This window comes from Streptomyces sp. NPDC041940, assembly GCF_055589465.1.
The window spans coordinates 1,418-24,642 of record NZ_JBVJBP010000003.1 but is presented as its reverse complement, the minus strand read 5'-3'; the positions used below and the strand labels follow the sequence as shown (position 1 = coordinate 24,642).

At 68.4% G+C, this 23,225-nt stretch carries 18 protein-coding genes, 2 rRNA genes and 1 riboswitch (1 of these 21 cut by a window edge); of the genes, 3 read left to right on the top strand and 17 right to left on the bottom strand.

Annotated features, from left to right (window positions below; all coding sequences use genetic code 11):
* Positions 1 to 366: 366 nt before the first annotated feature.
* The 4 genes from ACZ6I3_RS07345 to ACZ6I3_RS07330 are packed head-to-tail and all read right to left on the bottom strand — an operon-like array spanning position 367 to position 4,615.
* Entirely contained in the window at positions 367 to 1,431 is a 1,065-nt protein-coding gene (locus ACZ6I3_RS07345; protein WP_469412528.1) for an endo-1,4-beta-xylanase, read from the bottom strand.
* Between the two features lie 56 nt (positions 1,432 to 1,487).
* Entirely contained in the window at positions 1,488 to 2,321 is an 834-nt protein-coding gene (locus tag ACZ6I3_RS07340) for a carbohydrate ABC transporter permease (RefSeq protein WP_469412527.1), read from the bottom strand.
* Positions 2,318 to 3,316, bottom strand: a complete 999-nt coding sequence (locus tag ACZ6I3_RS07335; protein WP_469412525.1) for a carbohydrate ABC transporter permease — start codon at positions 3,314 to 3,316, stop codon at positions 2,318 to 2,320. The genes ACZ6I3_RS07340 and ACZ6I3_RS07335 overlap by 4 nt, the downstream gene beginning before the upstream one ends.
* 6 nt (positions 3,317 to 3,322) lie before the next feature.
* Positions 3,323 to 4,615, bottom strand: coding sequence for an extracellular solute-binding protein (locus tag ACZ6I3_RS07330; RefSeq protein ID WP_469412524.1), 1,293 nt, complete (start codon positions 4,613 to 4,615; stop codon positions 3,323 to 3,325).
* A gap of 444 nt (positions 4,616 to 5,059) precedes the next feature.
* Between ACZ6I3_RS07330 and ACZ6I3_RS07325 the strand changes: the two genes are divergently transcribed.
* Both ACZ6I3_RS07325 and ACZ6I3_RS07320 read left to right on the top strand, forming a co-directional pair.
* The gene (locus ACZ6I3_RS07325; protein ID WP_469412523.1) at positions 5,060 to 7,039 is read left to right on the top strand and encodes an APC family permease; all 1,980 of its coding nucleotides are present in this window, start codon (positions 5,060 to 5,062) and stop codon (positions 7,037 to 7,039) included.
* A 70-nt stretch (positions 7,040 to 7,109) separates the two neighbouring features.
* Positions 7,110 to 7,529, top strand: coding sequence for a TOBE domain-containing protein (locus ACZ6I3_RS07320; protein WP_469412521.1), 420 nt, complete (start codon positions 7,110 to 7,112; stop codon positions 7,527 to 7,529).
* A gap of 44 nt (positions 7,530 to 7,573) precedes the next feature.
* Here ACZ6I3_RS07320 and gcvP read toward each other — a convergent pair whose 3' ends face one another.
* Positions 7,574 to 10,462 (bottom strand): aminomethyl-transferring glycine dehydrogenase, encoded by a 2,889-nt coding sequence (gene gcvP, locus ACZ6I3_RS07315; RefSeq protein WP_469412519.1) that lies wholly within the window; start codon positions 10,460 to 10,462, stop codon positions 7,574 to 7,576.
* 176 nt (positions 10,463 to 10,638) lie between these two features.
* A riboswitch (glycine riboswitch) is annotated at positions 10,639 to 10,734 on the bottom strand.
* A gap of 112 nt (positions 10,735 to 10,846) precedes the next feature.
* On the opposite strand from gcvP, the gene ACZ6I3_RS07310 reads away from it, so the two are divergent.
* A complete protein-coding gene (locus ACZ6I3_RS07310; RefSeq protein WP_468188324.1) occupies positions 10,847 to 11,221 on the top strand; it encodes a PRC-barrel domain-containing protein in 375 nt (124 codons plus the stop codon).
* Between the two features lie 16 nt (positions 11,222 to 11,237).
* Here ACZ6I3_RS07310 and ACZ6I3_RS07305 read toward each other — a convergent pair whose 3' ends face one another.
* The 12 genes from ACZ6I3_RS07305 to ACZ6I3_RS07250 form a co-directional block, all read right to left on the bottom strand.
* Positions 11,238 to 12,641 (bottom strand): DNA polymerase IV, encoded by a 1,404-nt coding sequence (locus tag ACZ6I3_RS07305; RefSeq protein WP_469412517.1) that lies wholly within the window; start codon positions 12,639 to 12,641, stop codon positions 11,238 to 11,240.
* A 55-nt stretch (positions 12,642 to 12,696) separates the two neighbouring features.
* Positions 12,697 to 13,380, bottom strand: a complete 684-nt coding sequence (locus tag ACZ6I3_RS07300; protein ID WP_469412516.1) for a MerR family transcriptional regulator — start codon at positions 13,378 to 13,380, stop codon at positions 12,697 to 12,699.
* Between the two features lie 261 nt (positions 13,381 to 13,641).
* Positions 13,642 to 14,115: a bifunctional nuclease family protein gene (locus ACZ6I3_RS07295; protein WP_003988851.1), complete on the bottom strand. Its 474-nt coding sequence runs from the start codon at positions 14,113 to 14,115 to the stop codon at positions 13,642 to 13,644.
* Between the two features lie 85 nt (positions 14,116 to 14,200).
* Positions 14,201 to 14,941 (bottom strand): transcriptional regulator FtsR, encoded by a 741-nt coding sequence (gene ftsR / locus ACZ6I3_RS07290; protein ID WP_469412513.1) that lies wholly within the window; start codon positions 14,939 to 14,941, stop codon positions 14,201 to 14,203.
* A gap of 53 nt (positions 14,942 to 14,994) precedes the next feature.
* Positions 14,995 to 15,942, bottom strand: coding sequence for an FHA domain-containing protein (locus tag ACZ6I3_RS07285; RefSeq protein WP_469412512.1), 948 nt, complete (start codon positions 15,940 to 15,942; stop codon positions 14,995 to 14,997).
* Positions 15,943 to 16,003: 61 nt separating this feature from the next.
* Positions 16,004 to 16,948, bottom strand: a complete 945-nt coding sequence (locus tag ACZ6I3_RS07280) for a DUF881 domain-containing protein (RefSeq protein WP_469412511.1) — start codon at positions 16,946 to 16,948, stop codon at positions 16,004 to 16,006.
* A 5-nt stretch (positions 16,949 to 16,953) separates the two neighbouring features.
* Positions 16,954 to 17,286, bottom strand: a complete 333-nt coding sequence (locus ACZ6I3_RS07275; protein WP_003988855.1) for a small basic family protein — start codon at positions 17,284 to 17,286, stop codon at positions 16,954 to 16,956.
* Positions 17,283 to 18,194, bottom strand: a complete 912-nt coding sequence (locus tag ACZ6I3_RS07270; protein ID WP_469412510.1) for a DUF881 domain-containing protein — start codon at positions 18,192 to 18,194, stop codon at positions 17,283 to 17,285. Before ACZ6I3_RS07270 ends, ACZ6I3_RS07275 begins: the two co-directional genes overlap by 4 nt.
* A 98-nt stretch (positions 18,195 to 18,292) precedes the next feature.
* Positions 18,293 to 20,788 carry a mannose-1-phosphate guanyltransferase gene (locus ACZ6I3_RS07265; RefSeq protein WP_359894862.1) on the bottom strand — a complete coding sequence of 832 codons (2,496 nt, stop codon included), beginning with the start codon at positions 20,786 to 20,788 and terminating at the stop codon, positions 18,293 to 18,295.
* A gap of 115 nt (positions 20,789 to 20,903) precedes the next feature.
* Positions 20,904 to 21,512 (bottom strand): CDP-alcohol phosphatidyltransferase family protein, encoded by a 609-nt coding sequence (locus ACZ6I3_RS07260; protein ID WP_184599460.1) that lies wholly within the window; start codon positions 21,510 to 21,512, stop codon positions 20,904 to 20,906.
* A gap of 109 nt (positions 21,513 to 21,621) precedes the next feature.
* Positions 21,622 to 21,738: ribosomal RNA gene (gene rrf / locus ACZ6I3_RS07255) — 5S ribosomal RNA — on the bottom strand.
* 91 nt (positions 21,739 to 21,829) lie between these two features.
* Positions 21,830 to 23,225, bottom strand: a 23S ribosomal RNA gene (locus tag ACZ6I3_RS07250) (it continues 1,368 nt past the right edge of the window).

The following is a 23,225-nucleotide window of genomic DNA, read 5'->3' as shown; positions in this document are numbered from 1 at the left end:
GTTTTTTCCCCCCCCCCCCCCCCCCCCCCCCCCCCCCCCCCCCCCCCCCCCCCCACCCCCCCCCCCCCCCCCACAACCCCCCCCCCCCCCCCCCCTCCCCCCCCCCCCCCCCCTTCTCCCCCCCCCCCCCCCCCCCCCCCCCCCCCCCGGCCCCGCTCGCCCCCGGCGGGGCGAGCCTGACCGCCCACCAGCAAGGCCTGCCGCCAACCAGACGACACCCCAAGCCTCGCCCCTTCGAGCACCCCGCCCCCACACACCCACCGGACGACGGGGGCGCTGCGTCCCACATGCCCTGGCAGGCTGAAGCCCCACCCGTCCCGAATGGCGCCCCGCAGCCCCTCAACAGCAGGGCGCCACCCACCCCCGCTACCTCCCCCCAAGCGCCTCACGCAGCGCGAAGTACGCCGGCTTCGGCCTGAGCTGTTCGTCCCACGGAAGAGCCGCGCCCTGGCCCGGGAAGAACGCCGGGATCCAGGAGTACTTGTCCGTGTAGTCCCAGAGAGTGACACCGACGCACCGGCGTACCGCCAGGCACGCCTCGGTCAGGTCCCGGTACCACTCGGCCTGCTGGGCCAGCTTCTCCTCCGTCGCCGGCAGGATCATCCGTACGTCGACCTCGGTGAGCGAGGTGTCGAGGCCGAGCCGGGAGAAGCGGCGGAGGTTGTCCTCCAGGGTGGTGGGATAGCCGTACTGGAGGGCGAGGTGGGCCTGGAGGCCGATGCCGTGCAGCGGGACGCCCTTGGCCTTCAGCTCCTTGGCCAGCTTGTAGTACGCGTCGCTCTTCGGGCCGATCCCCTCGATGTTGTAGTCGTTGAGGTACAGCTTCACGCGCGGATCGGCCTGATGCGCCCAGCGCAGCGCGTCCGCGATGTACCCGGGCCCGAGCGTCTTGTAGAACACCGAATCCCGGTACGTACCGTCCTCGTTGAACGCCTCGTTGACGACGTCCCAGGCGAACACCTTGCCCCGGTAGTGCCGTACCTCCGCCTGGACGTGCTTCTTCAGCACGGCCCTCAGCTCCGGCGCCGTCCACTCCCGCCCCGTGAGCCACCCGGGCAACTGGCTGTGCCAGACCAGGGTGTGCCCGCGCACCTTCTGCCGGTTGGCACGGGCGAGGTTCACGATCTCGTCGCCCTTGGAGAAGTCGAACACGCCCTGCTGCGGCTCGGTCGCGTACCACTTCATGCCGTTGCCGGGCGTGATCTGGTCGAACTCGCTGCCGAGCAGGGCCTTGTACGGCGCGTCGACGAGCTCGGGATTGTCGGTCGCGCTCCCGAAGTAGCGGCCGTGCCGCTGGGCGAGGTCCGCGAGGGTGGGTTCCTTGCCGTGCTCCTCGCCGGCCTGTGCCGCGGGGCCGGTGGCCATGGATCCGGCCACCAGCGCGGCGGCCAGCGCCCCGGCGAGTCTGAGCCGTATGGCGGTCCTGCGCATGGTGCGACTCCTCGACGTCGAAACGGATGGGTGAGCCGTACGTCCGTGGGCGCGCGTCAGCCCTTCGTGGCGCCCGCGGTGAGGCCGCCGACGAGCTGCCGCTCGGCGACCGAGTAGAAGGCGAGTGCGGGGACCATGGCCAGCACCAGATAGGCGAAGACCTTGGCGTACTCCGCGGAGTACTGCCCCTGGAACTGCTGCACGCCGATCGGCAGCGTCCACCACTGCGCGTCGGTGAACACCAGCAGCGGCAGGAAGAAGTTGTTCCAGCTGGTGACGACGGCCAGCACCGAGACCGTGCCGAGCGCGGGCCGCGCCATGGGCAGCAGCACCCGCCAGAAGAAGCCGAACGAGCTGCACCCGTCGAGTGTGGCCGCCTCCTCCAGTTCACCGGGGATCCGCCGGAAGAAGCCCCGCAGGATGATGATGGTCATCGGCAGTCCGAAGGCCGCCTGCGGGAGGATCACACCGAGGGGGTTGTCCAGCAGGCCCAGGGAGCGCAGCAGCAGGAACAGCGGCAGGGCCGCCACCGCGAACGGGAACATCAGCCCCATCGTGAACAGCGTGAACAGCACCTCCCGGCCACGGAAGGCGAACCGCGCGAAGGAGAAGGCCGACAGGGCCGAGACCGCGACGACCAGGACGGTCGTGCCCACCGCGATCAGCGTGCTGTTGCCGATCAGCCGCCAGAAGTCCACCGAGCCGAGGATCTGGGTGTAGTTGGAGGTCACCCACGACTCGGGCAGACCGACCGGGTTGCGTGACAGCTCGTCGGTGGACTTGAAGCCGGAGAGCACGGCGTAGAGCAGGGGGACGGCCATGAAGGCGCCGACGGCGATCAGGACGAGGTGCAGCGGAAGGCTCCGGCCACTCTTCTGACGAGAGGTCATTTTCCGTCACCCCGCATGGTCGTGGTGGCCCCCTCCAGATCGCGCCGGAGCACGAACCGCTGGTAGGTGAGGGCGAAGACGAGGCTGATGCCGAACATGACCACGCTGATCGCGCTGGCGTAGCCGACCTGGTAGCGCTTGAAGCCGTACTGGAACATGGTCACGGCCATGGTCTCGGAGTGATGGTCGGGACCGCCCGCGGTGGTCACCCACACCAGGTCGAAGAGCTGGATGGACCCGATGACCGACAGGAAGACGCTGATGCGCAGGGTGGGCGCGAGCAGCGGCAGCGTCACGTTGCGGAAGCGCTGCCAGGGACCGGCCCCGTCGATGAGCGCCGCCTCGGTCAGCTCCCTGGGAACGGCCTGGAGTCCGGCCAGGTACAGCATCATGTGGAAGCCGAAGTACTTCCAGGTCATGACCAGGAACAGGGTCGCCATGACCATGGACGGGTCGGCGAACCACTCCCCGCCGATCCCCTCCAGCCCGATCCTGCCGAGGAGTTGGTCGGCGAAGCCGTCGTCCGGGGCGAAGATCATGCCGAACAGCACACCGGTGATCGCCTCGGACAGGACGTACGGGGCGAAGAACAGCATCCGGTACACCGCCCGGCCGCGCATCCGCTGGTTGAGCAGGACGGCCATGGCGAGCGCGAACGGCAGTTGCAGGGCGAGCGACAGCACCACGAGGACCAGACAGCGCCACAGGTCGCCCAGGAAGACCTCGTCCTGGAAGAGCCGGGTGAAGTTCTCGCCGCCGACGTAGTCGGAGGGCATGCCGAAGCCGCCCCAGCGGAAGAACGCGGCGTACAGGGCGAACAGCATCGGCAGCAGCACGAGCCCCATGAACAGCACCAGGGCGGGCAGCTGGAAGCCGGTCGCGGTCAGCCAGTTCAGCGCGCGTCGCCGGGCCCGGCTGCGGGCCCGGTCCGCGGCCGGGGGCGGCAGGCCGACGTCGGGGCCGGTCCGTTCGCCCGGCAGGAACGTGGAGGTCATCGCCGGCTACTGCTCTTCCTTCGCGGTCCTGGTGATCGACTGGGCGACCTGCCCGGGGGACTTGGAACCGGCGATGAGGGCGGCGACGCTGTCGTTGACCTCCTGGCCGACAGCGGGCGCGTAGGCCTGGTCTAGGTAGAGCTGGAAGCCGGTGGCCTTCTTCAACTGCTCCTGTACGGCCTTGATGTTGGGGTCGGCGATGGCGCTCTCGGCCGCCGGGACCACGGGGAGGACACCGGTCTTCTTGACCAGTTCCAGGTCTGAGGCCTCGGACGCGAAGAACTTCAGGAAGTCGACGGCCGCCTGCGGGGCGCCCCGGCGCAGGGCGTGCCCGCCGCCTCCGCCGAACACCTCGGTGAGCGCGCCCTTGCCGCCCTCGACCGCGGGGAACGGGAAGAAGCCGAGGTCCTTGCCGAGCCCCTTGCCCGCGTCGGCCTGCACCACGGGGGCCCACTGCCCCATGAGCTCCATGGCGGCCTTGCCGTTGCCGACGGTGGCGGCCTGGCCGGTGGGCGAGGAGTAGGCGGCGCCGAGATAGCCCTTCTGGAACGGCTGGAGGCCGACGAGTTCGTCGAGGTGCTCTCCCGCCTCGACGAAGGGGGCGCCGGTGAAGTCCTTGTCGTCGTAGGCCTTCTGCAGCGCGTCGGCGCCGGCGGTGCGCATCGCGAGGTAGGCCCAGTAGTACATGCCGGGCCACTTCTCCTTGCCGGCCAGGGCGAGGGGCGTGACCTTGGCGGACTTCAGCTTCCGTACGGCGTCGAGGAAGCCGGTCCATGTGGTCGGGGGCGCGCTGATGCCGGCCTTCTCGAAGAGCGCCTTGTTGTACCAGAAGCCGATCATGCCGATGTCGAACGGGATGCCGTAGACCTTGTCGTCGAGCAGGTACGGCTCCCTCGCGACCGGGAGCAGGGCGTCGCCCCAGGACTTGGTGCTGTCCGTGAGGTCCTCGACGAGTCCGGCGTCGACCTGCTGCTTCAGTACTCCGCCGCCCCAGGTGTGGAAGATGTCGGGCAGCTTCCCGGAGGAGGTCAGGGCCGTCATCTTCGACTTGTAGCCGTCGTTCTCCAGCTGGACGATCTTTATCTTGACCTTGGGGTTCTGCGCCTCGAACTTGCGGGCGAGCGCAGCCCAGACACCCTTGGTCGGCTCGGTGGTGGAGATGTTCCACCACTCGATCGTGGTCGTCCCCGACGACCCTCCGTCCGAGTCCCCGCCGCATGCGGTCAGTGCCGTCATCCCCAGACCGGCGGCGGAGGAGGCCGCCAGAAAGCCGCGGCGGGACAGTGCCGGGTCGCCCATCATGCTCCTCGAAAGTTTCGGATGAACTCCAGAAAGATGCGTCGTTGCCGCACCCTAGAGACAGCCGCCAAAGGGTGACAACCCCTAGCGCACGGTCAATCTCACCCCGATGCAAGAGTGTGAGTGCGCGCGAAACATTCGGAATACTGAACGAACCTTACGGAGCCGACCCGGCCCGCGATCACACAGGGTGTTCAGACCCGGGCCGGCCGCGGACACCGCACGGACGCACGGACGGGCCGCCCGGCCGCCGCCCCACCCGCCCTCAGCTCGCGTTTCACACCCCGGCATCCCGACCGCAGCCACCCGGCCCCGAGTCTTAACGGAAGCTTGACGCGCTCTCCCCTCTCATCCTCGGGCCACGACATCACGCTCCGCTTACGCTGATCGGGCCGTCCAGTGATGGCCGGAAACACCCTGCGCCGCCTCCCGGGAGCACCTTCGATGGCCACCACTGAGCACCTGCCACCGAGCCGTACGGAGCCCACCCCGCCCAGTCGCCTGCGCGCCTGGATGCTGGAGGGCCTGTCCGACATGGGCAAGGGCGGCGGCCACACCGGACCCCACGCCGAACCGGAGCCCCCGCACAAGGGCCAGCCCTGGTGGCGGGTGATGTGCCTGACCGGCGTCGACTACTTCTCCACGCTCGGCTACCAGCCCGGCATCGCGGCCCTCGCCGCCGGACTGCTCTCCCCGATAGCGACGATCGTGCTGGTGATCGTCACGCTGGCGGGCGCCCTGCCGGTCTACCGCCGAGTGGCCGAGGAGAGCCCGCACGGCGAGGGCTCGATCGCGATGCTGGAGCGGCTGCTCTCCTTCTGGCAGGGCAAGCTGTTCGTCCTCACCCTGCTCGGCTTCGCCGCCACCGACTTCCTGATCACCATCACCCTGTCGGCCGCCGACGCCTCCACCCACCTGGTGGAGAACCCGCACCTGAACAGCGCGCTGCACGACAAGCAGCTGCTGATCACCCTGATCCTGGTCGCGCTGCTCGGCGCGGTGTTCCTCAAGGGCTTCCTGGAGGCCATCGGCGTCGCGGTCGCCCTGGTGGGCGCCTACCTCGCGCTGAACGCGGTCGTGGTGGTCGTCGGCCTCTACCACGTGGCCACCGCCGGGCACGTGGTCACCGACTGGTCCAGCGCCCTCACCACCCAGCACAGCAACATATTCGTCATGATCGGCGTCGCCCTGCTGGTCTTCCCGAAGCTGGCGCTCGGCCTGTCCGGATTCGAGACCGGGGTCGCCGTGATGCCGCACGTCAAGGGCGACGACGGCGACACGGAGGAGAACCCGAAGGGCCGCATCCGGGACACCAAGAAGCTGCTCACCACGGCCGCTCTCATCATGAGCGTCTTCCTCATCACCACCAGCTTCATCACCACCCTCCTCATCCCCGAGAAGGAGTTCGAGGCGGGCGGCCAGGCCAACGGACGCGCACTGGCCTATCTGGCCCACGACTACCTGGGCAACGCCTTCGGCACCGTCTACGACGTCTCGACGATCGCCATCCTGTGGTTCGCCGGCGCCTCCGCGATGGCCGGCCTGCTCAACCTGATGCCGCGCTACCTCCCCCGCTACGGCATGGCCCCGCACTGGGCCCGCGCCGTGCGCCCGATGGTCATCGTCTTCACCCTGATCGCCTTCCTGGTCACCTGGATCTTCGACGCCGACGTCAACGCGCAGGGCGGCGCCTACGCCACCGGCGTGCTGGTCCTCATCAGCTCCGCCGCGATCGCGGTGACCATCGCCGCCCGCAAGGCCCGGCAGCGGAACTGGACCATCGGCTTCGCGGTCATCTCCGCGGTGTTCCTCTACACGACCGTGCTCAACGTCATCGAGCGCCCGGACGGCGTGAAGATCGGTGCCTGTTTCATCGCCGGGATCATCCTGGTCTCGCTGCTGTCGCGGCTGGCCCGGGCGTTCGAACTGCGCGTGACCAGCGTGTCGCTGGACGCCATGGCGGAGCGCTTCGTCCGGGACATGGCCAGCCGCCGGATGCGGTTCATCGCCAACGAGCCCGACCGGCGCGACATCGCGGAGTACCGGGACAAGATCGAGCAGATCCGGCAGGACAACGACGTGCCCGGGCAGGAGGACTTCGTCTTCGTCGAGGTGACGGTCACCGACCCGTCGGAGTTCGAGGCGAGCCTGACCGTACGCGGCGAGGTGCTCCACGGCCGCTACCGCGTTCTGACCCTGGAGTCCTCCTCCGTCCCCAACGCACTGGCCGCCCTGCTCCTGCACGCCCGCGACCTGACCGGCTGCACCCCGCACATCTACTTCGAGTGGACCGAGGGCGGACCCTTCACCAATCTCCTGCGCTTCTTCCTGTTCGGCCAGGGCGAGGTCGCCCCGGTGACCCGCGAGGTCCTGCGCGAGGCGGAACGCGACCGGAAGCGGCGTCCCCGGGTGCACGTCGGCTGATCTCGCCGCCCAACGCCCTACAGAGCAACGCATACCCGACATAAGGGACTGAACGGGCTACCGTGCATCCATGAGCCTGAGCATCCGCAACCAGCTCCCCGGTACCGTCACCGCCGTCACGCCGGGCGAGGCCATGGCGACGGTCAGGGTTCGCCTCACCGGCGGCCAGGACCTCACCGCCGCCATCACCCGCGAGGCAGCCGACGACCTCGGTCTCACACCGGGCACCGCCGTGCGCGCCCTGGTGAAGTCGACAGAGGTCGCACTGGCCACCGCCCCCGTCGAGGGCCTGTCCATCCGCAACCGGCTCCCCGGCACGGTCACGGGCATCACGGCCGGCGACGCGATGGCCTCCGTCCGGATCACCGTCGAGGGCGGCGAACTGACGGCGGCGATCACCAAGGACGCCGCGGACGATCTCCGTCTGTCGGCCGGAACCCCCGTCGTCGCCCTGATCAAGTCGACCGAGGTGTCACTCGCCGTCGCATGACGGAGGGGCCCCGCACCGCGGAGCCCCTCCTTCCAACCGGTCGGTCAGTCCTCGTACGCGTCCAGCGGCGGGCAGGAGCACACCAGGTTCCGGTCGCCGAAGGCCTGGTCGATGCGGCGCACCGGCGGCCAGTACTTGTCGGAGGCCGCGACTCCGGCCGGGAAGACGGCCTCCTCACGGCTGTAGGCGTGCTCCCACGCCCCGGCGAGCGCGCCGGCGGTGTGCGGGGCACCCCGCAGCGGGTTGTCGTCCGCGGGCCACTCGCCGGAGCCGACCTTCTCGATCTCCGCGCGGATGGCGATCATCGCCTCGCAGAACCGGTCCAGCTCGGCCAGGTCCTCCGACTCGGTCGGCTCGATCATCAGCGTCCCGGCCACCGGGAACGACATCGTCGGCGCGTGGAAGCCGTAGTCGATGAGCCGCTTGGCGACGTCGTCGACGCTCACGCCGGTCGCCTTGGTCAGCGGCCGCAGGTCGATGATGCACTCGTGCGCGACGAGCCCGCCCGGGCCGGTGTAGAGCACCGGGTAGTGCGGCTCCAGCCGCTTGGCGATGTAGTTGGCGCTGAGCACGGCCACCTGCGTGGCCCGCTTCAGCCCCTCGCCGCCCATCAGCCGGACGTACGCCCACGAGATCGGCAGGATGCCGGCCGAGCCCCACGGCGCCGCGGAGATGGGGCCGACCCCGGTCTCCGGGCCCGCCTCGGGCTGCAGCGGATGGTTCGGCAGATACGGCGCGAGGTGCTCACGCACCGCCACCGGACCGACGCCGGGCCCGCCGCCACCGTGCGGGATGCAGAAGGTCTTGTGCAGGTTCAGATGCGAGACGTCCCCGCCGAAGTGCCCCGGCTTGGCGAGCCCCACGAGCGCGTTGAGGTTGGCCCCGTCGACGTAGACCTGCCCGCCCGCCTCGTGCACCTGGGCGCAGATCTCGGAGACGTGCTCCTCGAACACACCGTGCGTGGACGGGTACGTGATCATCAGCACGGCCAGCTCGTCACGGTGCTGCTCGATCTTCGCCCGCAGGTCCTCGACGTCGATCTCGCCGTCCTCGGCGGTCTTGACGACGACGACCTTCATGCCCGCCATCACCGCGCTCGCGGCGTTGGTGCCGTGCGCGGACGACGGGATCAGGCACACGGTGCGCTGCTCGTCCCCGTTGGCCCGGTGGTACCCGCGTACGGCGAGCAGACCGGCCAGCTCGCCCTGCGACCCGGCGTTCGGCTGGAGGGACACCTTGTCGTACCCGGTGACCTCCGCGAGACGTTCCTCCAGCTCGTGGATGAGCGTGAGGTAGCCCTCGGCCTGGGCGGCGGGGGCGAAGGGGTGCAGCTGCCCGAACTCGGGCCAGGTGACCGGCTCCATCTCCGTGGTCGCGTTGAGCTTCATGGTGCAGGAGCCCAGCGGGATCATGCCGCGGTCGAGCGCGTAGTCACGGTCGGCCAGCCGGCGCAGGTAGCGCAGCATGGCGGTCTCGGAGCGGTACTGGTGGAAGACCGGGTGGGTCATGTACTCGTCGGACCGCAGCAGGGCACCCGGAAGCCCGTCCTCCGTGGCGGCGTCCAGCGCCTCGACGACGCCTTCGACCCCGAACGCGGCCCATACGGCACGCAGCTGGGCCCGCGTCGTGGTCTCGTCGCAGGAGATCGAGACGTGGTCGGCGTCGACGAGACGCAGGTTGACCCCGTTCCGTTCGGCGGCGGTGGCCACGACCTCGGCGGCCCGGCCCTCGACACGCGCGGTCAGAGTGTCGAAGTAGGCCCCGTGCACGACCTCGACACCGCCGTTCGCGAGCCCGGCGGCGAGGACCGTGGCGTACCGGTGGGTGCGCCGCGCGATGCTCTTCAGACCCTCGGGCCCGTGGTAGACGGCGTACATGCCGGCCATGACGGCGAGCAGCACCTGGGCGGTGCAGATGTTGCTGGTGGCCTTCTCACGCCGGATGTGCTGCTCACGCGTCTGCAGCGCCAGCCGGTAGGCCTTGTTCCCGTCGGCGTCCACGGACACGCCGACGAGCCGCCCGGGCAGGCTGCGCGCCATCTTCTCCCCGACGGCCATGTAACCGGCGTGCGGTCCGCCGAAGCCCATCGGCACACCGAACCGCTGTGTCGTCCCGACCGCGATGTCCGCGCCGAGCTCACCGGGCGACTTCAGCAGGGTCAGCGCGAGCAGATCGGCGGCGACGGTGACGAGCGCCCCGAGCGCGTGCGCCTGGTCGATGACCCGCTTGATGTCCCGCACGGCTCCGGAGGCGCCCGGGTACTGGATCAGCACGCCGTTGATCTCGCGCTCGGCGATCCCGGCGGGGATGCCGTCACTGAGATCGGCGACGACGACCTCGACACCGGTCGGCTCGGCCCGGGTCTCGATCACGGCGATGGTCTGCGGCAGCGCGTCCGCGTCGACCAGGAACAGGCCCTTCTTGTTCTTGCCCAGCCGCCGCGACAGCGCCATGGCCTCGGCCGCCGCGGTGCCCTCGTCGAGCAGGGAGGCGCCGGAGGTCGGCAGTCCGGTCAGGTCGGCGACCATGGTCTGGAAGTTGAGCAGCGCCTCGAGCCGGCCCTGCGAGATCTCCGGCTGGTACGGCGTGTAGGCCGTGTACCAGGACGGGTTCTCCATGACGTTGCGCATGACGACCGGCGGCGTGAACGTGCCGTAGTAGCCGAGCCCGATCATGGAGCCGAGGACCTGGTTGCGGTCGGCGAGGGAGCGCAGCTCGGCGATCACCTCGGCCTCGCTGCGGGCGCCCGGCAGGTCCAGTGCCTCGGCGCTCTTGATCACGGCCGGGACCGCGGCGGCCGTCAGCTCGTCCAGCGAGCCGTAGCCGACGTGCGCGAGCATCTTGGCGCACGCCTCGTGGTCGGGGCCGATATGGCGCTGCTCGAAGGGAACTGCCTCTTCGAGCTCGGAGAGCGGAATGCGGTGGGCGGTCATATGCGGAGGCCTCCTGGTCTGACACGACCTTCGAGGGGCACCACGGCACGGGTACCCGGACGGCCTCCCCCTCTGTCATGTCAACCTGAGAGCTTCACCGGATCGCCCGAAGGCCTCCGGCTTTCACCGTCGGTGAGGGCGGAAGCCGTGACATCCGCCCTGCTTTCCAGAGTGACCTCGTCCGTGCGGTACGTGGGCCTGAGAGATTCCGGGGAGGATTTGCTCCTTCGGCGCCTCCGATGGTGTCTGGAGGACTCTCCCGCACAGGGTCAGCAGCCGTTGTCAGCCTACCAGCGCGGTCAACGCACGAACCTTCGAGTGGCCGCCTCCTCGATTGTGCCGTTTTGTAGTGGTACGGATGAGTTGCGACCATGTGGAGGGCCCGTGCGAACCGATATCGATCCGCGCAACCTGATCGGCCGCAAGGCGTTCGACCGCAACGGGACCAGGATCGGCACGATCGACGAGGTCTATCTCGACGACGCCACCGGCGTCCCGGAGTGGGCGGCCATACGGACCGGCCTGTTCAGCAGGGACGCCTTCGTCCCCCTCGAGCCCAGCGAGCTGATCGACGGCGCCCTCCACGTGCCCTTCGACCGCGCCCTGATCAAGGACGCCCCCGACTTCGGCGTGGGCCGCCACCTCTCCCCGGAGCAGGAACTCCAGCTCTACCACCACTACGGCCTCGACGTCGCCGCCCCTCCCCCGCTCCAGGACCACGAGTTCGGCAAACTGGCAGGCAAGGACGAGACGGCCTGAAGCCCCCGGCGAACGCCTAAGGGGCCGCGGAGCGCAGCCCCACGCCCCCGGATTCACCATCCGGCCCATGACCCCCCTCAGGCTCTCGTAACACCAACGGCAACGGATCCGCCGGCTCCAACTCCGGATCGTCGACCCGGAAGGTCCGCACCCGCCCTGGCACCGAGCCGGGCGTCTCGAACCGTACGGTCACCCGCCCCAGGCCGCTGCCCTGCACCCATCCGTGCCCGAACCCGGCATGCCGCACGTCGTGCCCGGCGGGCCACCGCCGCTCGGCCGGCGCGGGCTGCTCCTCGACCGGCGCCGCGGTGTGCTCCTCGACCGGGCCCTCCGCGACCGCCCGCTCCCCGGCCGCCTGCGCGAACAGGTCTTCCTGGGTGTAGTCCGCGAGCCCGCTGACGCCCACCCCGAGCAGCCGCACGCCGCCCGTGGTGTCGACGGAGTCCAGCAGTCTGGCCGCCGCTTCACGGATCACCCCGGGGTCGTCCGTCGGCCCACGCAGCGTCTCCGACCGGGTGCGTGTCGAGAAGTCGTACCGCCGCACCTTCAGCACGATGGTCCGCCCGGACAGCCCGGCCCCGCGCAGCCGCCGCACGCAGCGGTCGGCGAGCCGCTGCACCTCCAGCCCGACCCGCAGCCGGTCGTGGATGTCCACGTCGTAGGTGTCCTCGACCGACACCGACTTCGCTTCCCGCTCCGCCACCACGGGCCGGTCGTCCCGCGCCAGGGCCATGGCGTAGAGCCCGTGTCCGTGCGCCTTCCCCAGCAGCCGGACCAGCTCGTCCTCACCCGCCTCGGCGATCTCCTCGACCGTGGTGATCCCGGCCCGCCGCAGATGGTCGCCCGTCGCCGGCCCGACCCCCGGCAGGGTCCGCACCGACATCGGCCCCAGCATCGCCCGCTCCGTCCCCGGCTCGATCAGCACCAGCCCGTCGGGCTTGGCCTGCTCCGAGGCGATCTTCGCGAGCATCTTGGACGCGGCCAGCCCCACCGACCCCGTGAGCCCCGTGACGGCCCGGATGTCCGCACGCAGCTTCGCCCCGGCCGACTGCGCCGACCGCTCGTCCCACGCCGCCCCTCCGGCCTCCAGGTCCACGAACGCCTCGTCCAGGCTCAGCGGCTCGACCAACGGCGACAGCGCACCCAGCAACTCCATCACCCGCTCGCTGATCGCCCGGTAGAACCCGAAGCGCGGCACGAGATACGCGGCGTTGGGCGCGAGCCGCCGGGCCTGCGCCATGGGCAACGCCGAGTGCACCCCGAAGACCCGGGCCTCGTACGACGCGGTCGCGACCACACCCCGAGGCCCGAGTCCGCCCACGACCACCGCCTTCCCGCGCAGACTCGGCTTGGACGCCTGCTCCACCGAGGCGAAGAAGGCATCCATGTCGAGATGCAGGATCGTGGGCGCGGTTCTCACAACTCCGATGCTGCCCTACGCCACTGACAACGCCGTCCCGAACCATCCCGAAGGGTCAGACGGCCCGGTTCCGCCGCCGCGCCAGCTCGTCCGCCGGGTTGGGCCCGACCAGGGTCTCGCCGGTGTCGATCCGCTCCCCGTGCAGCTGGGACAGCGCGCCCTCGACGTCCCGCCACACCACGCCCACGGCGATCCCGAAGACGCCCTGCCCCCCTTGGAGCAGGGCATGGACCTCGTCCGGCGAGGTGCACTCGTAGACCGTCGCACCGTCACTCATCAGCGTCATCCGCTCCAGGTCGCGGAAACCGCGTTCCCTGAGGTGCTGTACCGCCGTGCGGATGTTCTGCAGCGACACCCCGGTGTCGAGGAACCGCTTGACGATCTTCAGGACGACGACGTCCCGGAAGCTGTACAACCGCTGTGTCCCGGACCCGTAGGCGGGGCGCACACTCGGCTCGACGAGACCGGTGCGGGCCCAGTAGTCCAGCTGCCGGTAGGTGATACCGGCGGCCGCGCAGGCCGTGGGGCCGCGATAGCCGATCTGCTCGGACGCCATGGACGTCGTCCCTCCGCTGCTCGGCACCGCCGACGGTCGCTGCGGAGCGAGATCGGCCGCGTCATCGGGCTGGGGACAGCCTCCGCCCGAAAGAAGCCGAGAGCCGGGGGGAGCGTACGGACCGCTCGCCCTGAGACTGCGCTCGGGGCCGCCCCCAGCCGTACCGTCGCCGCTGCTGCTCACGCCGACCTCCGTCCTTGACCTGCCCTCTCGACGGTAGGCAGTCACCCGGGGTGCGTCAACGATCGCCACACTCGCCACGCCGAGTGATAATCACCCTAAGAGTGGTTTCCCGTGCCCCACCGCCGGGAAAGGCTAGCCGAATGCCTTCGGCGCGGGCCGTGTGACGCTCGCACTGACCACGGGCACATGCGGGCAATTCACCCGTCACGCATACGGCGGCGGCCCTGCCGCGGACTCATCGTCCACCGGGCCGCCCGGAACTCACTGGCTGCTGCTGCCGAAGTCCTCCGGGGAGATCTGGTCGAGGAACTCGCGGAACTTCTCCACCTCGTCCTCCTGCTCGTCCGGGATCGCGATGCCGGCGTCGTCGAGGACCGTGTCACTCCCGTAGATCGGCGTACCGGTGCGCAGGGCCAGCGCTATGGCGTCGGACGGGCGGGCGCTCACCTCGACGCCGCTGGCGAAGACCAGCTCCGCGTAGAAGACGCCCTCACGCAGGTCCGTGATACGCACTTCCGTGAGCTCCTGGCCGACGGCTTCCAGCACGTCCTTGAACAGGTCGTGGGTCAGCGGCCGCGCGGGAGCCATGCCCTGCTGGGCGAAGGCGATCGCCGTCGCCTCCCCCGGCCCGATCCAGATGGGGAGGTAACGGTCGCCTCCCACTTCACGCAGCAGCACGATCGGTTGGTTGGAGGGCATTTCGACCCGGACACCTACGACATCGAGCTCGTTCACACAGCAACCCTAGGCCGTGCTCGGGACGTTTGGGTAGTCGGGCCCGGATCGGGCGCCTGATCCGGCCCCCACGTGTCCGGCCGCCTCACGGCAGCCGCACCCCGAGCGCCGTCTGCACCAGCGCGGCGTGCAGCTTCACCGTGAGCCCCGCCAGCTCCTTGGCGCGGGCCTCCGCATGAGCCCTGGTCTGCGGGTTCCGGTGCCGCTTCAGCGGGGCCACCACCTGGTCCACGAGCCCGGCCTCGCGGTCGGCGGCGGCCTTCATCACCCGCAGGTGCCGCGGCTCGATCCCGAACCGCCCCAGCTCCGCGACGAGCGCCGCCACGGTGACCGCCTCCGCCTCGTACGCCCCGTCCTCCAGTGGAGTGACCAGCCCGTACGACTCCCACTCCTTGAGCTCCTCCTCGCCCACCCCGGCGGCGGCGAGCAGCTCCGCACGCCCGACCCTTGCCGTCGTGGGCGGCCCCTCGAAGGGCTCGGGCACGGAGTCGCCGTCACGCTGACGGCCCACGGTCGGCAGCGGGACGGCCTCACCGCGCTCCATGGCCTCCAGGTGCTCGCGAATCACCTTCAGAGGCAGATAGTGGTCCCGCTGCATCCGCAGGACGTGACCGAGGCGCTCGACGTCGCGGGCGCTGAACTTGCGATACCCCGAGGGAGTCCGCTGCGGCTCGATGAGCCCCTCCGACTCGAGGAAGCGGATCTTGGAGATGGTGACTTCGGGAAACTCGTCGCGCAGCACGTTCAGCACCGTGCCGATGCTCATCAGCCCACTGTCCGTGGCGGCGGCGCCGTGCCCGGCACCGCCGCTCGGTGTATGAAGCATGGACCTTCCCTGACGGACGGACCTTCGCTGGGATTCCCCGGAGTCGGTCCGGGTCAGTAGCCCCGCTGGCTGGCGTAGAAGACCAGCCGGTACTTGCCGATCTGCACCTCGTCACCGTTGCTCACCGCGACCTGGTCGATCCGCTCGCGGTTCACGTACGTGCCGTTCAGGCTGCCCACGTCGGCCACCGTGAACGAGCCGTCCTGGCCACGACGGAACTCCACGTGCCGCCGGGAGACCGTCACGTCGTCCAGGAAGATGTCGCTCTGCGGATGACGGCCGGCCGTGGTCAGATCGCCGTCCAGCAGGAAGCGGCTGCCCGAGTTCGGCCCACGGCGCACGACCAGGAGCGCGGAACCCAGCGGCAGCGCGTCCACGGCCGCCTGCGCCTCGGGAGACAGCGTCGGCGTGGGCGTCTGGCCGGTGACCTCGGCGTCGTAGGCCTCGAGACCGGAGATGGAGATCGTGGAGGTCGTCTCGGACGGACGCTCCGGGGTCGCGCCCGGCCGCAGCGGCGCGCCACAGTTGGAGCAGAAGCGGCTGTTCTCCGCGTTGCGGTTGCCGCACCTCGTACACACCAGGGCCGACATCGGATCCTCCTGCCGCGGCTGCCCACCGGGAGCATTGGACGCATACGGGTCGGAAAACCCTCCACCCGCACTTGAGGGTTGCCCGAAACCTATGCCGCCGGGCTGCGCAGGGTCAACCGACGGCGCGCCCTGACCTCCGGAAACGTCGCCGCCCGGACCGCCGACCTGGTCCCGGAACAGCGGCCGCTGGCCCTCCGCGTCAGGCTGTGCGCGATGACGTGCGGTCGCATTGTCGCTGCCCTCTCGCGGGCTCTTGCCGAACAACTTCGCAAACAACTTCACGGGCGATTCCCCTTGACCGAAACAGACCCGCCCGTGGGGCAGGACGAACCCTGACTGAACACTCTGGCCGACCCGGACATCCTGACAACGTCCGTCTGCACCAGACAGTTTCCACCACGCACCACCCATTCGGTGCGCCGACCCCCCGCAACCTCATGCCCTCGCCGGACGTCGCCCATGCACCGCCGGTTCACTGGGAGGACGACCGAGCGTAGTCAGGCCGCTTCGCTGCTCGCAAGGCGTCCACGACGATCTTGGTCGACCGCTCCACGGTGACGATGGCCTGTTCCTTCTCGAGAGTCTGCACCACACCTCCAGGGATGTTGAGCGCCGGCTCGAGGTCCTGCGACTTGCCGATGACCTTGAAACGATAGGGCGCGTTGATCTTGTTCCCGTCGACGCTCACACCCTTGCCGGAATCCGTGAGATACGTCCCGGCGACGACCCGCACCCCGTTCACCTGGATCGCCTCGGCACCCGCCGCACGCAGCTCCTGGACCGCGTCGAGCAACATGTCCGACTCGACCGTCCCCTTCGTGTCCTCGATGGTCATGGTGATGCCGGGCCCCTGCGCGGCCACCGTGCCCGCCAGGATGCCGAGTTGCCGCTCCTTCTCGATCGTCTGCTTCCGGGCCTCCTCGGCCTGGTCGGAGCTGTTCTCCAGCTCGTCGCGCTGCTTCTCGAGCCCTTGCTTCTCGTCCTCAAGACGCTGGGTACGGTCATCCAGTTCATCGAGGATGCGAACAAGATCTTCCTGGCGCGCACCGCGCAGGGCGCTGTCACTGTCGCTGTTCGACGCCACCTGCACCGCCAGCCCGAAGCCCAGGCCGAACAGCAGCAGCGCGACGATGAGTTGGGCCCGGCTGACCCGCGGCGGCCACAACCCCTGCACCAGCCGCTGCCGACCGGTCAGCCGCGGCTCGGGCACCGCTTCCGGCTCCGACTCCGGCTCCGGATCGGGCACCGGCTCAGGTGCTGCCTCGGGCTCGAGGGCGTCCTGGGTAGCGGGCTCCGCCGCGGCCACCTCCTGGGGCAGCTCCTCGCGGAGCCGGTTCCCGGGCTTGCCGCTCGCGTCGCGCTGCTCGGCGCGCGTGTCGCCGTTCTCATCGGCGCGCTTGTCGTCGTGCTCGCTCATCCGCCTCACGCCCGGAACACGTGGCGGCGGATCGCCGCGGCGTTGGAGAAGATCCGGATACCGAGGACGACCACCACGCCTGTGGACAGCTGGGCACCCACGCCCAATTTGTCACCCAGGAACACGATCAACGCGGCCACGACCACGTTCGACAGGAACGACACCACGAAGACCTTGTCGTCGAAGATGCCGTCGAGCATGGCGCGCAGACCGCCGAAGACGGCGTCGAGCGCCGCCACGACAGCGATCGGCAGATAAGGCTCGACCACCGCCGGAACCTCAGGCCGGACCAACAGGCCGGCCACGACTCCCACGACGAGGCCCAGTACGGCGATCACGATGTGCCCTTCTCGCTCTTCTCAGTGCTCGGCTGTGCTGTACGTACGATCACACTCGGTGCGGCAGGCAGCCGGAGGTCGTCCTCCGCGGAGATGGCCGTCCTGACGCCGTAGCCCTCCTGGAGCGCGTTCAGATACAAGCCGTCCGCGCTGTTCTGGAACCGCGTGCTCAGCTGCTGCCCGTCCCCCACCGCGAGCACCGTGTACGGCGGCACCAGCGGTTTGTTGTCGACCAGTATCGCGTCACCCGCGGCCCTGATCGCGGACAGCGCCGTCAGCCGCTGCCCGTTGATGGAGACGGCCTCGGCGCCCGACTCCCACAGCCCGTTGACCACGCGCTGCATGTCCCGGTCACGCACCCGGCCGGTGTCGGCGAACCCTGAGTTCTCGCGCGGGTCGCCGTCACCGCCCGCGCCGGTCTCCTTGGCGTCGTTCACCACGAGCTTCACGCCGGGACCGTGCACCGCGGCGGCGCCGGACAGTATGCCCACCAGGTCGGACCCGGCGCTGCCGCTGTGCCTCAGCGCCTCGCGCTGCCGGGCGCTCACGTCCGCGCGCAGCTCGTCGACGGAGTCCTCCAGCTTGTCCGCCGTCTCGCTCTCCCGGTCGATGCGGTCGACCAGCTCTTCCCGCTCCTTGGCGACGACCGGTGCGGCGACCCGCGCCTGGGCCGCTCCGACCGTCACGATGAGGGCCGCGAGCACCAGGCCCGCCGCGAGCCCCAGCTTCGCCCTGAGCGTCTTCGGCAGGCCGGCGTCACCCGCGGCCTTCTTGCGCTCGGCGGCCTGGGCATATCCGTCGTCGAGGCTGTGGTCCATGACATTGGTGAGCAATGACATGGACGCATCCGGGCGCCGGGGCCGCGTCGGTGTGCTCCGAATGGGGGGTTGCTGCGGCATGCCGCACATCGTCGCACGTCGCGGCCACTACCTCCGAACGGCCCCACCGGCGTGCCGGACAGGCCCCGTTGAGGACACTTGTCCGGCACGCACGCGTGCAGCCGGTTCTACCGGCCTGCGCTGTCCACGACCGCCGACCACTCGTCCAGCAGTGCCTGCGCGGAGGCGTCGTCCGGCCCCTCGGCCCACAGGTGGGTGACAGCCTCCGCCGGGTCGGGCAGCACCATCACCCAGCGCCCGTCGGTCTCCACCACACGCACGCCGTCCGTGGTGTCCACGAAGCGATCTCCGGCCGCCTCGACGACCCGCCGCATCACAAGCCCCTTGACAGCCCACGGGGTCGCCAGGTCCCGCTTCAGGACGTGCGCCCGCGGGATCCGGGCGTCGATCTGGCTGAGCGTGAGCTGCGTCCGCGCCACGAGCCCGATGAGCCGTACGAAGGCCGCGGTGGCGTCGTACACGCTGCTGAACTCGGGGACGATGAAGCCGCCCTTGCCGTCACCGCCGAAGATCGTCCCTTCCTCGCCGCCGACACGCGTGAGGTCGTCGGGAGAGGTCGTCGTCCACTCGACCTGGGTACCGTGGTACGCCGCCACCTGCTCGGCGATCCGGGTCGTGGTCACCGGGAGCGCGACCCTGCCGCTACGCCGCTCCGCGGCCACGAGGTCCAGCATCACGAGCAGCGCCCGGTCGTCCTCGATGATGCGCCCCTTCTCGTCGACGAGGGACAGCCGCTCACCGACCGGGTCGAACCGCACCCCGAAGGCGGCACCGGAGGACGCCACGATCTCCCCGAGACGCACCATCCCCGACCGCCGCATGTCGGCCGTCTCCGTCGGCCTGGACTCGTCCAGACCCGGGTTGATCGTCAGCGAGTCGACCCCGAGCTTCCCGAGCAGACTCGGCAGCACGAGCCCCGCGCTGCCGTTGGACGCGTCCACGACGACCTTCAGCCCGGACTCGGAGATACCGGTCGTGTCGACGTTCCGCAGCAACGACCCGGTGTACGAGTCGAAGACGCTGGCCGGGAAGTGCAGGTCCCCGATCTCACCGGGGAACGCCCTTCGGTACTCCTGCCGCGCGAACACCCGGTCCAGCTTCCGCTGGCTGCCCTGCGACAGGTCGGCACCGTTCCCGTCGAAGAACATGATGTCCACGGAGTCCGGCACCCCGGGCGTGGTTCGGATCATGATCCCGCCCGCACTGCCCCGCGCGGTCTGCTGCCGGGCCACGGGCAGCGGAACATTCTCCAGATCCCGTACGTCGATGGCGCTGGCCTGCAACGCGGAGATCACCGCCCGCTTCAGCGCACGGGCACCACGCGAATGGTCCCGGGCCGTGGTGACGGTCGAGCCCTTCTTCAGGGTGGTCGCATACGCACCGGCAAGCCGCACGGCCAGCTCCGGCGTGATCTCGACGTTCAGGATTCCGGACACACCGCGGGCTCCGAAGAGGTGCGCCTGCCCCCTGGACTCCCAGATGACCGACGTGTTGACGAAAGCGCCGGCTTCGATGGTCTTGAACGGATAGACCCGCACATTGCCTTGGACAATCGATTCTTCGCCGATCAGACACTCATCACCGATGACCGCCCCGTCCTCGATCCGCGCCGCACGCATGATGTCGGTGTTCTTCCCGACCACGCACCCGCGCAGATTGCTGTGCGGCCCCACGTAAACGTTGTCGTGAACCACGGACTTGTGCAGAAAAGCACCGCTCTTGACAACCACGTTGGAGCCCACGACGGAGTGCTCACGGAGCTCCGCGCCGGCCTCGACCTTGGCGTAGTCCCCGATGTAAAGGGGACCGCGGAGCACGGCGTCGGGATGCACCTCCGCGCCCTCCGCGACCCAGACGCCGGCGGAGATCTCGAACCCGTCGATGTCGACGTCGACCTTGCCCTCCAGGACGTCGGCCTGCGCCTTCACATAGCTCTCGTGAGTGCCGACGTCCTCCCAGTACCCCTCGGCCACATAGCCGTAGACGGGCTTGCCCTCCTTCATCAACTGCGGGAAGACATCGCCGGACCAGTCGACGGGTACATCCGGCTCGACATAGTCGAAGACCTCGGGCTCCATCACATAGATGCCGGTGTTCACGGTGTCGGAGAAGACCTGGCCCCAGGTGGGCTTCTCGAGGAAGCGCTCCACCTTGCCTTCCTCGTCGACAATGGTGATGCCGAACTCCAGCGGATTGGGAACACGCGTCAGACAAACCGTGACCAGCGCGCCCTTTTCCTTGTGGAAATTGATGAGCTCGGTGAGGTCGAAATCCGTCAGAGCATCGCCGGAGATGACGAGGAAGGCATCGTCCTTCAATGCCTCTTCGGCGTTCTTGACGCTTCCGGCGGTACCGAGTGGCTTCTCCTCATTGGCATAGGTCAGCTCCATACCGAGCTCTTCGCCGTCACCGAAGTAGTTCTTGACGAGCGAGGCCAGGAACTGGACAGTAACGACTGTTTCATTGAGCCCATGCCTTTTGAGCAGCCGCAGAACGTGCTCCATGATCGGGCGGTTGGCCACGGGCAGGAGCGGTTTGGGCATGCTTGAGGTCATGGGGCGAAGACGCGTGCCTTCGCCTCCGGCCATCACGACGGCCTTCATGTCGGAAGCGTCCTCCTCTAAGAGACGACGGTCTAGCCGACTTCCCCCGCGAGGATTGTCCCCCACTTTTCGACCACGGGCCATCGGACAGCCACGGTGGGACCAATCCGCAAGTTCAATCGGCCATGGCGTCCGCACGGACCAGGCGGCGGACTTGTACCACGTAGAGGACTCCTGCCCACCAGTACAGCGTTGTACCCCAACCGGCGAACGCCCATCCGAAAATGGCAGCCAGTGACGAGATCCAACCGCTTCCGTCGCTGAGCAGGAGCAGCGGGAAGGCATACATCAGGTTGAAGGTGGCGGCCTTGCCCAGGAAGTTCACCTGGGGCGGCGGATAGCCGTGACGCCGGAGGATGCCCACCATCACCAGCAGAACCAGCTCTCGCGCCAGAAGTGCAGCGGTCAACCAAAGGGGCAGAATCTCACGCCAGGTGAGACCGACCAAAGTCGAGAGAATGTAGAGCCGGTCGGCTGCGGGATCGAGAAGCCGGCCCAGGCTGCTGATCTGGTTCCAGCGTCGCGCGAGCTTGCCGTCCAGGTAGTCACTGATGCCGCTCAGGGCCAGTACCAGAAGGGCCCAGCCGTCACTCTTGGGCCCACCGAACTCAGGCCTCAGAATCAGCCACAGGAAGAGGGGCACGCCAACGAGCCGAGCCATGCTGAGGATGTTCGGGATGGTGAGCACACGGTCCGTCTGGACGCGAGTCTCCTGAACCTCCACCCGGGGGCCTCCTGTGGGAAACGTGCCAACGATGCTCACTGACCTTACCTCAACGCAAAAAAGCTCTGGCTCTCGGGCTGTGTGCCCAAGAGCCAGAGCTCTAAAAGGAGTTCGGCGGCGTCCTACTCTCCCACAGGGTCCCCCCTGCAGTACCATCGGCGCTGAAAGGCTTAGCTTCCGGGTTCGGAATGTAACCGGGCGTTTCCCTAACGCTAAAACCACCGAAACACTATGAAACTGTAAACTGCCGCACCATGCCGTGACCTGGCATGGGGCTGTTCGTGGTTTCAGAACCAACACAGTGGACGCGAGCAACTGAGGACAAGCCCTCGGCCTATTAGTACCGGTCAACTCCACACGTTACCGTGCTTCCATATCCGGCCTATCAACCCAGTCGTCTACTGGGAGCCTTACCCTCTCAAGGAGGTGGGAATACTCATCTCGAAGCAGGCTTCCCGCTTAGATGCTTTCAGCGGTTATCCCTCCCGAACGTAGCCAACCAGCCATGCCCTTGGCAGAACAACTGGCACACCAGAGGTTCGTCCGTCCCGGTCCTCTCGTACTAGGGACAGCCCTTCTCAATATTCCTACGCGCACAGCGGATAGGGACCGAACTGTCTCACGACGTTCTAAACCCAGCTCGCGTACCGCTTTAATGGGCGAACAGCCCAACCCTTGGGACCGACTCCAGCCCCAGGATGCGACGAGCCGACATCGAGGTGCCAAACCATCCCGTCGATATGGACTCTTGGGGAAGATCAGCCTGTTATCCCCGGGGTACCTTTTATCCGTTGAGCGACGGCGCTTCCACAAGCCACCGCCGGATCACTAGTCCCGACTTTCGTCCCTGCTCGACCCGTCGGTCTCACAGTCAAGCTCCCTTGTGCACTTACACTCAACACCTGATTGCCAACCAGGCTGAGGGAACCTTTGGGCGCCTCCGTTACTCTTTAGGAGGCAACCGCCCCAGTTAAACTACCCATCAGACACTGTCCCTGATCCGGATCACGGACCCAGGTTAGACATCCAGCACGACCAGACTGGTATTTCAACGACGACTCCACCCACACTGGCGTGCGAGTTTCAAAGTCTCCCAGCTATCCTACACAAGCCGAACCGAACACCAATATCAAACTGTAGTAAAGGTCCCGGGGTCTTTCCGTCCTGCTGCGCGAAACGAGCATCTTTACTCGTAGTGCAATTTCACCGGGCCTATGGTTGAGACAGTCGAGAAGTCGTTACGCCATTCGTGCAGGTCGGAACTTACCCGACAAGGAATTTCGCTACCTTAGGATGGTTATAGTTACCACCGCCGTTTACTGGCGCTTAAGTTCTCAGCTTCGCCACCCCGAAGAGTGACTAACCGGTCCCCTTAACGTTCCAGCACCGGGCAGGCGTCAGTCCGTATACATCGCCTTACGGCTTCGCACGGACCTGTGTTTTTAGTAAACAGTCGCTTCTCGCTGGTCTCTGCGGCCACCCCCAGCTCAGAGCGCGAAGCTCATCACCGGATGTGGCCCCCCTTCTCCCGAAGTTACGGGGGCATTTTGCCGAGTTCCTTAACCATAGTTCACCCGAACGCCTCGGTATTCTCTACCTGACCACCTGAGTCGGTTTAGGGTACGGGCCGCCATGAAACTCGCTAGAGGCTTTTCTCGACAGCATAGGATCATCCACTTCACCACAATCGGCTCGGCATCAGGTCTCAGCCCT